This window comes from Mesorhizobium sp. WSM4976 (assembly GCF_029625685.1).
Lineage (GTDB): Bacteria > Pseudomonadota > Alphaproteobacteria > Rhizobiales > Rhizobiaceae > Mesorhizobium.
Genome location: NZ_JARTVT010000017.1, coordinates 13576 through 25738, shown reverse-complemented (window position 1 = coordinate 25738; position 12163 = coordinate 13576). Strand labels below are relative to the sequence as shown.

The window sequence follows — 12163 nt, the reverse complement described above, 5'->3', positions numbered from 1 at the left end:
GCGGCTTCTCACAACGGGATGTTGTCGTGCTTCTTCCAGGGGTTCTGCATGTCCTTGTTGCGCAGCATGCGCAACGCGCGCGCAACGCGGCGCCGGGTCGAGTGCGGCATGATCACCTCATCGACATATCCGCGCTCGGCGGCGACGAAGGGCGACAGGAAGCGATCCTCGTAAGTTTTTGTGTGAGCGGCAATTTTCTCCGGATCGCCGATGTCTTTGCGGTAGATGATCTCGACCGCGCCCCTGGCGCCCATCACCGCGATCTGCGCCGTCGGCCAGGCATAATTCATGTCGCCGCGCAAATGCTTCGACGCCATCACGTCATAGGCGCCGCCATAGGCCTTGCGGGTGATGACGGTGATCTTCGGCACGGTCGCCTCGGCATAGGCGAAGAGGAGCTTGGCGCCATGCTTGATCAATCCGCCATATTCCTGCGCGGTGCCCGGCAGGAAGCCCGGCACGTCGACGAAGGTGACAATCGGAATCGAAAAACTGTCGCAGAACCGCACGAAGCGCGCCGCCTTGCGGCTGGCATCGGAATCGAGCACGCCAGCCAGCACCATCGGCTGGTTGGCGACGAAGCCGACCGTGCGGCCCTCGACGCGGCCGAAGCCAGTGACGATGTTCCTGGCAAAGCTCTGCTGGATCTCGAAGAAGTCGCCTTCGTCGGCGACCTTCAGGATCAGTTCCTTGATGTCATAAGGCTTGTTTGCGTTGTCGGGGATCAGCCGGTCGAGCGACAGGTCGTGGTCCGTCACCGACTGGTAGCACTCGATCTCGGGAATCTCCGCCGTGTTCGACGCCGGCAGCAGATCGACCAGCCGGCGCATCTGCAAGAGCGCCTCGACATCGTTGTCATAGGCGCCGTCGGCGATCGAGGATTTGGTGGTATGCACGGAAGCGCCGCCGAGGCTTTCGGCAGTCACGGTCTCGTTGGTCACCGTTTTCACAACGTCCGGTCCGGTGACGAACATGTAGGAGGTGTCGCGCACCATGAAAATGAAGTCGGTCATGGCTGGCGAGTAGACATCGCCGCCGGCGCAAGGGCCCATGATCAGCGATATCTGCGGGATGACGCCGGATGCCAGCACGTTGCGCTGGAAGATCTCGGCGTAGCCACCGAGCGCCGCCACGCCCTCCTGGATGCGCGCGCCGCCGGCATCGTAGAGGCCGATGATCGGCGCGCGGTTGCGCAGCGCCATCTCCTGCACCTTGATCACCTTTTCGGCATGCGCCTCCGACAGCGATCCGCCGAACACTGTGAAATCCTTGGCGAAGATATAGATCGGCCTTCCGTTGACCGTGCCCCAGCCGGTGACGACACCGTCGCCGGCGATCTTGGTCTTCTCCATGCCGAAATCGGTCGACCGGTGCTCGACATACATGTCGAACTCCTCGAACGAGCCCTCGTCGAGGAACACCTCGATGCGCTCGCGGGCGGTGAGCTTGCCCTTGTTGTGCTGGGCCTCGATGCGGTCCTTGCCGCCGCCCATGCGGGCAATATCGCGGCGACGCTCGAGTTCCTTCAGCACGTCTTTCATCGCTGGTCCCCAAAACGGATAAGTGATTTGTGGTAATGGGGAGGGCAGAGGAGCGCAAGCGCCCTTGTTTTGCTGCATTGCAGCATGCCCCCTTGCATTTCGGGCCGGACTCGGCCATATGCGGGACATAGGCGCTTGGGCCGGTATGTCCGGCTTTCTCCACGAATGAGACTGGTTGCGTCTGTTTTCCCTCTTTCAAGTCGACCCAGGTCGATAGGCAAGACGGCGAAAAAGCCCCGGGGCATGAAGTCCGCGGGCACGACAGCGCAGCCGCGCGGACGTTTCCCGTCCGCCGCCTTGTCGTTTCCTGATGATTGTTTCGACGGCAGGTTGCGCCCTACCGCCATTGACGTTTGCGGCGATTGCGCCGCTTGAAAGAAGATAAATTTGACCAACGAAAACACTCTCCCCGGCAACGATGCAGGGGAACTCTCCGGTTTCGCGACCCTTGGCATTGGCGGCGCGCTGCTGAAGGCCACGCTTGCCGCGGGCTTCACCGAGCCGAAGCCTATCCAGGTGCAGGCGATCCCGCCGCAGCTCGAAGGCCGCGATATTTTCGGTATCGCCCAGACCGGCTCGGGCAAGACGGCTGCCTTCGCGCTGCCGATCCTGTCGAAGATCATCGGCCTCGGCACCAAGCGCCGGCCGAAGACGGCGCGCGCGCTGATCCTGGCGCCGACGCGCGAGCTCGCCGTGCAGATCGAGGACACCATCAAGCTGCTCGCCAAGGGCGCGCATGTCTCGACCGCGCTGGTGCTCGGCGGCGTCTCGCGCTTCAGCCAGGTTAAGAAGATCGCGCCCGGCGTCGATATCCTGATCGCCACGCCTGGACGGTTGACCGACCTGGTGCGTGAAGGCGACCTTATCCTTGCCGACACCAAATGGCTCGTCCTCGACGAGGGCGACCGCATGCTCGACATGGGTTTCATCAACGACGTCAAGCGCATCGCCAAGGCAACCGCGCCGGACCGCCAGACGGCGCTGTTCTCGGCCACCATGCCCGACGAGATCGCCGAGCTTGCCAAGGGCCTCCTGAAGAATCCGGTCCGCGTCGAGGTCTCGCCGCAGAGCACGACCGCCGCCGAGATCGTGCAGAGCGTGGTGTTTGCCCGCACAAGGCAGAAACGCCAGGTGCTTTCCAAGATGCTGGCCGACGAGGCGATGCGCACGGTGATCGTGTTTTCGCGCACCAAGCATGGCGCCGATCGCGTCACCAAGGACCTTGTGCGCGACGGTTTTGAAGCCGCCGTCATCCACGGCAACAAGTCGCAGAACGCCCGTCAGAAGGCGCTCAACGATTTCCGCGACGGCTCGGTCCGCATCCTGGTGGCGACCGATATCGCGGCGCGCGGCATCGACGTGCCGGGCATCAGCCATGTCGTGAATTTCGACCTGCCGGACGAAGCGGAAAGCTATGTCCACCGCATCGGCCGGACCGGTCGCAACGGCAGGGACGGCATCGCGATCACGCTTTGCGATCCTTCGGAGAATGCCAAGCTGCGGCAGGTCGAGCGGATCATCCGCATGAAGCTGCCGGTCATTGCCGACCATCTCGGCAGCCCGGATCCGCAGCGCGATCCCAGGGAAAAGACCGAGCGCCATTTCGAGCCGGCCAATGACCGCGAGCATCATGGCGGCCGCCGCGATGGCCGCCGCCCGGGCAATGGCGGTGGCAAGAAGCACGTCGCCGGCAAGCCCAATGGCGGGCGCGCTCCCAGGCCGGAGGGCGAGCGCCAGGCTGCCGCCCAGCCGAACGGCGAGCGCAAGCCCGGCAGTTTCAAGCGCTTCAAGGGCAACAACAAGCGCCGCTTCGGCGGCAAGCGTCCGGCAAACCGGGCTGCTTGAACCCATCAAATCTGATCGAGGAACGGCCGGAGCGAATGCTCCGGCCGTTCCTCGTTTCACTAGCCCGATTGCTGCTGCATCAACGCCTTCACCCACACCACGATGCGCTGGGTGAGGAAGGCCGTAGTCTGCGGCGACAGCACATCGCCGGCAATGACGTGATTGTCCGGATCGCCGGTGTCGTCGACCGGCACCAGCTCGTGCGGACCGCCCCAGCGCCCGGCGATCTCGCGCGTACGGTCCGGCCGCACCACCTTGTCGGCATCCGAGAAGATGAACAGGGCAGGGATCTTCGCCTTCTCGACCGGCGCGGCATAGGCGAGCTCGGTGAGCGCGGCCATCGGCAGCACCGCTTTCATCGGGTATTTGGTGGTCCAGAATTTTTCGTGGAGCGCGTTGCGCGCGGAAAAACTGCGCTGCTTGCCGCCGACAAGCTCTGCGATCTGCCCGCCCCACGGCATCGTCAGCAACTCCGCGCCGGAGGCCTTGACGCCGAAATTTGGGGATATGAACGCGATTGCCACGACGCCGTCCGAAGCACCCGGCTGCGTCGCTGCCCATGCCGCCAGCGAGCCGCCGGTCGACGTCCCGATGACGATCACCTTGTCGCCGATTTCGCGGCCGATGGCCAAGGCCTCCTGATAGTCGTTGATCCACGCATTGACGCTGCCTTGCGCCATCGCCGCGCCGTCCTGGCCGTGGCCGGTCAGTCGCGTGTAGAAAAGGTTGGCATCCAGTTCATCCGCAATGTCGTCCGGCAAGGGGCGGACCTCGCCCTTCGAGGCGGAAAAGCCATGGATGTAGACGATGGCCAAAGGCGTCTTCGCGTGGACCATCGGGTTCGCCCAGATGATCTCCTTGTCGAGCCCGTCGCGTATGTTGGGCACGGCAGCCTCTTCCCGCGCCAGATAAGCCTGCGGATCGTCGCCGATCACCGACGGATTGAACCTGATTGTGGTGTCTACCGGCACGCGCGGGCCAAGGAAGAAGCCGGCGACCAGGATGACTGCAAGGCCAAGCACCGCCAGCACGATCCGCCGCCCCATTACAGTCTCCAAGCAATGATTCTCAACCTATGGCCGTACCTGCCGCCAGGCAATCGCCGTTTCGCCTGCTTATGTTGAGCCGGCTTATGTCGCCTCGTCGCGGGACGGGTCTTTTTTGCTGGACAGCCTGCGATCGAAATGCAGTGGCCGCCCCCACCAGCTGGTGGTCAGGCCGATGACGAAGCGGCCGGTGGGCCGCGGCAGCAGGCCGAGCAACTTCAGCGGCCAGCTTATGTGATACGGGAAGGTGACTTCGAAGCCGCCCTTCCTGATGCCGCGCGCCATACGGCGCGATGCGCGATGCACAGGCATGAGACCCGGCATCGGCAGCTTGTTCTTTTCGGTCAAAGGCGTGTCGATGAACCCCGGATTGATGACCTGGATGCGGATGTTCATTTTGTCGAAGTCGTATTTCAGCGACTCCGCCAGGATGTTGATCGCGGCCTTGGTGCCCCCATAGGCCGCAGTGGTCGGCCAGCCGGAATAGGCGGTGACCGATCCGACAAGAACCACATGGCCGCGTCCACGCACCCGCATATGCTCAACCACAGGCACCACACCGTTGACGATGCCGAAGTAGTTCACGGCGAAGGAGCGGTGGAAATCGCGCACCACCAGGTTCTCGCCGGGGGTGGCGATGTAGTTGCCGGCGTTGAAGACGGCAAGCACGATCGGGCCCATCTGCTCCTCGATCGCGGCGGCCGTGCGCGCCATGCCGTGCTCGTCGGTGACGTCGCAGGGAAAGGACCGCACATGTCCGGACATTTGCGCCGTTTCGACGATCAGCGTGTCGGCCGGATCGTCCGGCAGCGACGTCACCGCCACGGCGTAGCCTTGATTGGCGAGATCTTTGGCCAGCGCGCGACCAAGCCCGCTGCTGCCGCCCGTGATCCAGGCGACACCGTCTTTCGGATTGGCCCGGTAGAGTGTCATGGGGTGTCCTGCGGATGTTCCGGTTTGCTCTAGCGGCGGAGAAATCGGTTGAAAAGAGCGGTTTTGCACCTGGCACTGAAATGATCGCGGACATTGCACCATCCGGAATGCGACTGGACCAGGCAAAATCTTGCCTTGAAACCGCGGCGTCCGGTTTTTAGGGTCTCGCCGCACACATGAAGGAATCCCGCATGCCCCGTTCTGTGATCGAAGCGATCGGCAACACCCCGCTGATCCGGCTCAACAAAGCCTCGGAAGCGACAGGCTGCGAAATCCTCGGCAAGGCCGAGTTCATGAATCCCGGGCAATCCGTCAAGGATCGGGCCGGCCTGTTCATCATTCGCGACGCCGAACAGCGTGGACTGCTCAAGCCCGGCGGGCTTATCGTCGAAGGCACCGCCGGCAACACAGGCATCGGTTTAACGCTGGTCGCCAAGGCGCTCGGCTACCGCACCGTCATCGTCATCCCCGACACGCAGAGCCAGGAAAAGAAGGACACGATCAAGATACTGGGCGCCGAGCTCATCGAAGTGCCGGCCGTCCCTTACAAGAACCCGAACAATTACGTGAAGCTGTCGGGCCGCCTTGCCGAGCAACTGGCGCGCTCCGAGCCGAACGGTGCCATCTGGGCCAACCAGTTCGACAATGTCGCCAACCGCGACGGTCATATCCGCACGACGGCCCAGGAGATCTGGGCTCAAACCGGCGGCAAGGTAGATGGCTTCGTTTCGGCCGTAGGCTCCGGCGGCACGCTCGCCGGTGTCGCGCTCGGGCTCAAGGATAAGAGCAGGGACGTCAAGATCGCGCTCGCCGATCCGATGGGCGCGGCGCTCTACAGTTTCTACACCACTGGAGAACTGAAATCCGATGGCAGCTCGATAACCGAAGGTATCGGCCAAGGTCGCGTCACCGCCAATCTGGAAGGCTTCATGCCGGACTTCTCCTACCAGATTCCGGACGAGGAAGCGTTGCCGATCATTTTTGATCTGATCCAGGAAGAGGGGCTCTGCGTCGGCGGCTCGACTGGCATCAACATTGCCGGCGCCATCCGGCTGGCACGCGAGCTCGGACCCGGCCATACGATCGTCACCGTGCTTTGCGATTACGGCACGCGCTACCAGTCCAAGCTCTTCAATCCGGAGTTCCTGCGCGGCAAGAATCTTCCGGTGCCGGGTTGGATGGAAGAGAAGGCCGACATTTCCGTGCCGTTCGAAAAGGTAATATGATGGCGCACAAGACCGAGGCGCTGTTTCGCGACGACGCCTATCAGAGGACGGCCGAGGCCGAGGTCGTCGCAATCAACGATCGGGGCGGCATCCTTCTCGACCGCACGATCTTTTATGCAACGTCAGGCGGCCAGCCGGGTGACACCGGGTTGTTCGAGCGGTCAGACGGCAGCCGCATCGCAATCGCTGCGACCATCACCGGCGAGACCAAGGACGAGATCATCCACGTGCCAGCGCCGGAGCAGCCGCTCCCCGCTGTCGGCGAAAGGCTGAAGCTTTCGATCGACTGGGAGCGGCGGCACCTTCTGATGCGCATGCACACTGCCTGCCACCTTCTGACGGTCGTTTGCCCGTTTCCGATCACCGGGGCGGCGGTCGCCGAGGACGACAGCCGTGTCGACTTCGATATCCCCGACGCCGGCTTCACCAAGGAAGAGGTGACGGTCCGGCTGATGGAGCTGGTGCGCGCCGACCATACAATCTTCACCCGGTTGATCACAGACGACGAACTCGCCGCCAATCCCAGCCTCGTCAAATCGAAGAACGTCCGCCCGCCGGTTGGCACAGGAAAAATCCGCCTGGTCTGCATTGGCGACAACGGTTCGATCGACAGCCAGCCCTGCGGCGGCACGCACGTGAAGTCGACCGGCGAGGTCGGCGAGATCCATATCGGCAAGATCGAGAAGAAGGGCCGCGAGAACCGGCGCTTCCGCATCCGCTTCGGGCCAATACCGGCGAATTGACGCTCGAAGAGATGAAGCATGATGTCGCCCGGAAACCGCTTCACAGCTTTCGGCATCATGCTCTAAAGCGAGGCGGACCAGGGAGAACAAAATGGCGCAGGACAGCCCCTTCATCGTCGACGCCGACTGGCTGGAGAAGCAGCTTGGCGAGCCCGGCCTCACCATCATCGACGCTTCCTGGTATCTGCCTGCGCAAAAGCGAGACGCCCGCGCCGAATACGATGCCGCGCACATTCCCGGTGCGCGCTTCCTCGACCAGGATGCGGTTTCAGATCCGGATTCAAAATTGCCGCACACCTTGGCCTCGCCGCAGCACTTTGCCCAGTATGTCGGCGCGATGGGGGTTACGGCTGACGACACAATTATCGTCTATGACGGGCCTGGCCTCTTCTCGGCGCCGCGCGCCTGGTGGATGTTCCGGGTCATGGGCGTTTTCCAGGTCTACATCCTGAACGGCGGCTTCGACCGCTGGAAGGCCGAGGGGCGCCCAGTGACTTCCGAACCGACCAAGATCGCGCCGAGCGTCTTCCATGCCGATTTCGACAAAGGTCGGGTCGTCGGCCTCGACGAGATGCGCAGGATCGTTGGCAACCAAGAGAGCCAGATCGCCGACGCGCGCTCGGCTGGCCGTTTCGCCGGAACCGATGCGGAGCCGCGCCCGGGCGTCCGATCGGGCCATATGCCGGGCGCGCACAATGTGCCGATCACGGCGCTTGCCGAGAATGGCGAACTGCTGCCCAAGGACCGCTTGCGCAAGGTGATGGAGGATGCCGGCATCGACCTGTCGAAGCCGGTTGTCACGTCTTGCGGCTCGGGCATCACGGCGGCGGCGATCACGCTGGCGCTAGAGACGCTCGGCCATACCGATAACCGGCTTTACGACGGTTCGTGGACGGAATGGGGCGGTCTCAGCGACACACCGGTGGTGACGGGGAAAGAATGATGGAAAACGGTGCGCCGCAAGCTATCGATGTCACGGTCACGTTCCTGGAGATGCACGCCGCACCAGCGGTCTCGCCTCCGATCCCCTATAATCGCCAGATCGCGCTGCTGAAGACCAAGGACATCCCGCTCCATTTCTACCGCTATTTGATAGATCGCGTCGGGCGCAAATGGCACTGGGTCAATGTGCTGAGGATGAGCGACGAGGAGCTTGCCGCCGGCCTGCACCGCGAGGACCGCGACGTCAGGGTGCTCTATCTCGACGGCGCTCCCGCCGGCTTCTTCGACCTCAAGCCGCATCTTCCGGAGGAAGTGGAGCTCGCCTATTTCGGCATGATGGAACATGCGCACGGCCAGGGCCTCGGCCGCTGGTTCCTCGGCGCCGCGATCTCGGCGGCCTGGGCATATGGGCCAAAGTTCGTGTCCGTTCAGACCTGCACGCTCGACCATCCGGCGGCTCTGCCGCTTTACCAGAAACTCGGCTTCACGCCCGTGGCGCAGAAGAAGGAAGTCGTGCACCCGCTGACCTTCGCCGAGCGTTCGGCCAGCGTCATGCGAGGCTAGAGCGGTTTTACGCACTTAACATTTGTGGGGGCGCCGCGTCCCCGCGATATGGCTCTATTTCTGCTCGACCCTGATGGGGCCGAGACCAACCTTCAACGGCGCCCGCTGGCTTCGGCCGGCGGGCTTTTTAGTTGGGCCAAGGGTGCGCTGAAGCTTCCGGCATTGATATACGTCAAGGTGGGCCCCGTGTGCTGTGCACATGCTGTAGCTCGGATCATCGGCGGAAACTGAGGTGCAGAGGCGTCATGCCTATTTACAAGAGGGCGAAAGAGGCAGGGATATTCAGCTCTTCAGATGTCGCCCTGCTTGGCCGCGTATTCGACAAGCTGAAGAACGAACATCAGTCGCCGGAGCGCCGTGAGATGTTGGCATCTCGACTCTTAGCAAATTACTTGGCCGGCCTAAGAGACGAGGATGAGCTGCTCGCTGCTTCAAAGCTACCGCTCGGGCGCTAGATTTCCGGGTCTGCCTACTAGATGTATATGAGCCGCGAAAAGGTGTCACTTTTCAGGGTATCCAATACGCAACGAAGCGTTGCACGACGGGCATTTGAAAGACGATATCGTCTTAAACCGAGTCCTTTTCGAGCGATTTGATGTCCGCATTGGGGACACTCAAATGTGAGATATTTGTCGTTCAGTTCTTGAGGAATGGGCAACTACGCACCTTTGTACCGATGGGTGCCCGCCGGTTCGCTGGTCTCAGGGGCACCATTGAAACGGCGATGAAGGAACTATGCTCGCCGGCCGGTGTCTAATTGCCAGGAGAGCACAAGTTTCGCGGCTTGGACCTATGAGTTAGCTGCTTCGACCATGGTCCTAGAATGACACCGACTGGAGGACGAAGGGCGGGAATTATGGGGAACATAGAGCCAGTTCGCGCTTTGAACGATTACCTGCTTGCGCTTCGTTGCCTGTGGCGCACCCCAGGTTACTCCAGCAAAACTATGCCCGTTGGCTTCGGCCGGCGGGCTTTTTGTTGCCGTTGACCGCGCGAAGGCGGCCCCGATTCGACGCCGGCTCTATGCGCGCCGCCTCGTCAGGAATCGGGTGGGAGGCACTCTCGCCTATCCATAATTTCCGGACATCGAAATCGGAGATTTGACATGAGCATCCAGTTCAAAGCCTTGCCGACCGAAGCCGTGCGCGCCTTGCAGCGGGGAGGGCCCGATGCCTATGGCCTCACCGCGGAACACCGCATCTCCGACGGCGACGGCGTTCCATGCAGGCACTGCATGAAGAACGTCGCAGCCGGTGACGGCTACCTGATCGTGGCCTACAGGCCGTTCCCGCAATTGCAACCCTATGCCGAAACCGGCCCGATCTTCCTGCACGCCGAGGAATGCGAACGCGCCGCCGACGGGGACGCGCTGCCGGAAATGCTGGAAAGCAGCGACTATATCGTCAGGGGCTATGGCAAGGACGATCGCATCGTCTATGGAAGCGGTGCGGTCACGCCGACAGGCGATATTGCAGCCCGCGCGACAACACTGCTTGAGCGCGACGAGATCGCCTACATCCATGTCCGCTCGGCCCGGAACAATTGCTATCAATGCCGCATCGAGCGGGCGTGATCCCAAACCGGCCCGATCCCAAACCGTCATGACCCAAAAAAGGAGCCCGCCGATGGTCGGGCGGGCCGTTGGAGGGTCTGACAGAAGCTGTCGGCAAAGTGCTGTCCGGGCCGGAACTGGTCCCGGCAGACAGCTCGGGCCGCCAGTAACGGCATGTGTCTAGTCGTCATTGGCGCGGTGCGAATGTGAAGCATTTCACACAAGGTGCACAATGGCCCGGAAGATGGAAACCGGGTCTTTCAAGACTGTCGTATTCCCGTCGTACTCCTGCGCTAAAAAGCAATGGTTGATGATCAGTCGACCGCGGATGGACCGGCGGCAGATCGCAACATCGAGGAAGCGGGGCTTTTGCTCCGCTTTTTTGTTGCCCCGATTTCCCGTGGAACTGCCTAACCTGCGCGCAAGAAAAAGCCCGCCGGAATGGCCGGCGGGCGCGACAGGAGGAAGGGCCGGCCGGACGTCAGGCGGCAAGAACCGCCTTGGGCTCGACCATTTCGTAGCCGAGCGCTTCGGCGACGGCGCGGTTGGTGATCTTGCCCTTATGGACGTTGAGACCGTTGCGCAGGTGGTGGTCGTCGACCAGCGCCTTGAGACCCTTGTCGGCGAGCTGCAGGCCATAATGCAGCGTCGCGTTGTTGAGCGCGTGCGCCGAAGTGACCGGCACGGCGCCGGGCATGTTGGCGACGCAATAGTGGATCACGCCGTCGACTTCATAGGTCGGATCGGCATGCGTCGTGGCATGCGAGGTCTCGAAGCAGCCGCCCTGGTCGATCGCAACATCAACCAGCACCGAGCCCTTCTTCATGCCGGAAAGCATTTCGCGGGTGACGAGCTTGGGCGCAGCGGCGCCAGGAATCAGCACTGCGCCGATGACGACGTCGGCCGAGAAGCATTCCTCTTCCAGCGCCTCGACGGTCGAGTAGCGCGTATGAACGCGGCCGCCAAAGATGTCGTCGAGCTGGCGCAGACGCGGGATCGAGCGGTCGATAATGGTGACGTCAGCGCCGAGGCCGGCCGCCATCTTTGCTGCATGCAGGCCGACGACGCCGCCACCGAGCACGGTGACCTTGCCGGGCAGCACGCCGGGCACGCCGCCCAGCAGCACGCCGCGTCCGCCATTGGCCTTCTGCAGGGCCGTTGCGCCGGCCTGGATCGACAGGCGGCCGGCGACTTCCGACATCGGCGCGAGCAGCGGCAGGCCGCCGCGGTCGTCGGTCACGGTCTCATAGGCAATCGCTGTGACGCCCGAAGCGAGAAGGCCCTTGGTCTGCTCCGGATCGGGAGCGAGGTGCAGATAGGTGTAGAGGATTTGGCCGTCGCGCAGCTGCACCCACTCGTTGGGCTGCGGCTCCTTGACCTTGACGATCATGTCCGACTTGGCGAACACGTCGGCCGCCGTCTTGGCGATGGTGGCGCCGGCGCCGCGATAGGCGTTGTCGTCGGCGCCGATGCCAGCGCCCGCGCCCGTCTCAACCAGCACTTCGTGGCCATGCGCGACATATTCGCGGACCGAGCCAGGCGTCAGGCCGACGCGATATTCATGGTTCTTGATTTCCTTGGGGCAGCCGACACGCATCTTTCTTCTCCTGTCCGCGCCCGTTCAAAGGGCGCTCTCCCTGTCATTGGCGCATGCCGTCAGCTCCAGAACGCCGCGCGTTTTGGAAGCGACACGCAATAATCGCAGTCAACCACGAATCGTTCCGTATGTGTTTGCGAATGCACTTGCGGCAAGGACTGCTCTTCGATAATC

At 62.7% G+C, this 12163-nt stretch carries 11 protein-coding genes; 7 read left to right on the top strand and 4 right to left on the bottom strand.

Annotated features, from left to right (window positions below):
* Positions 1 to 8: 8 nt before the first annotated feature.
* Entirely contained in the window at positions 9 to 1541 is a 1533-nt protein-coding gene (locus tag P9272_RS20690) for an acyl-CoA carboxylase subunit beta (RefSeq protein WP_128260665.1), read from the bottom strand.
* A gap of 387 nt (positions 1542 to 1928) precedes the next feature.
* Here P9272_RS20690 and P9272_RS20685 point away from each other — a divergent pair, with 387 nt between their 5' ends.
* A complete protein-coding gene (locus tag P9272_RS20685) occupies positions 1929 to 3386 on the top strand; it encodes a DEAD/DEAH box helicase (protein ID WP_128260664.1) in 1458 nt (485 codons plus the stop codon).
* Positions 3387 to 3445: 59 nt separating this feature from the next.
* Here the strand turns inward: P9272_RS20685 and P9272_RS20680 are convergent, their stop codons facing one another.
* Positions 3446 to 4432 carry an alpha/beta fold hydrolase gene (locus P9272_RS20680; RefSeq protein WP_278161982.1) on the bottom strand — a complete coding sequence of 329 codons (987 nt, stop codon included), beginning with the start codon at positions 4430 to 4432 and terminating at the stop codon, positions 3446 to 3448.
* A gap of 84 nt (positions 4433 to 4516) precedes the next feature.
* Entirely contained in the window at positions 4517 to 5365 is an 849-nt protein-coding gene (locus P9272_RS20675) for an SDR family NAD(P)-dependent oxidoreductase (RefSeq protein ID WP_128260662.1), read from the bottom strand.
* A gap of 191 nt (positions 5366 to 5556) precedes the next feature.
* Here P9272_RS20675 and P9272_RS20670 point away from each other — a divergent pair, with 191 nt between their 5' ends.
* The 6 genes from P9272_RS20670 to P9272_RS20645 all read left to right on the top strand — a co-directional run bounded on the left by P9272_RS20670 (position 5557) and on the right by P9272_RS20645 (position 10413).
* Positions 5557 to 6591 carry a cysteine synthase A gene (locus P9272_RS20670; protein WP_278161981.1) on the top strand — a complete coding sequence of 345 codons (1035 nt, stop codon included), beginning with the start codon at positions 5557 to 5559 and terminating at the stop codon, positions 6589 to 6591.
* Positions 6591 to 7334, top strand: coding sequence for an alanyl-tRNA editing protein (locus P9272_RS20665; protein ID WP_278161980.1), 744 nt, complete (start codon positions 6591 to 6593; stop codon positions 7332 to 7334). Before P9272_RS20670 ends, P9272_RS20665 begins: the two co-directional genes overlap by 1 nt.
* A gap of 91 nt (positions 7335 to 7425) precedes the next feature.
* Entirely contained in the window at positions 7426 to 8277 is an 852-nt protein-coding gene (gene sseA, locus P9272_RS20660) for a 3-mercaptopyruvate sulfurtransferase (protein ID WP_278161979.1), read from the top strand.
* Entirely contained in the window at positions 8277 to 8840 is a 564-nt protein-coding gene (locus P9272_RS20655; protein ID WP_128260684.1) for a GNAT family N-acetyltransferase, read from the top strand. The genes sseA and P9272_RS20655 overlap by 1 nt, the downstream gene beginning before the upstream one ends.
* Before the next feature lie 245 nt (positions 8841 to 9085).
* Positions 9086 to 9295: a hypothetical protein gene (locus tag P9272_RS20650; RefSeq protein WP_278161978.1), complete on the top strand. Its 210-nt coding sequence runs from the start codon at positions 9086 to 9088 to the stop codon at positions 9293 to 9295.
* A gap of 650 nt (positions 9296 to 9945) precedes the next feature.
* Entirely contained in the window at positions 9946 to 10413 is a 468-nt protein-coding gene (locus P9272_RS20645; protein ID WP_278161977.1) for a DUF1203 domain-containing protein, read from the top strand.
* A 460-nt stretch (positions 10414 to 10873) separates the two neighbouring features.
* Here the strand turns inward: P9272_RS20645 and ald are convergent, their stop codons facing one another.
* Positions 10874 to 11989: an alanine dehydrogenase gene (gene ald / locus P9272_RS20640; protein WP_278161976.1), complete on the bottom strand. Its 1116-nt coding sequence runs from the start codon at positions 11987 to 11989 to the stop codon at positions 10874 to 10876.
* Between the last annotated feature and the right edge of the window lie 174 nt (positions 11990 to 12163).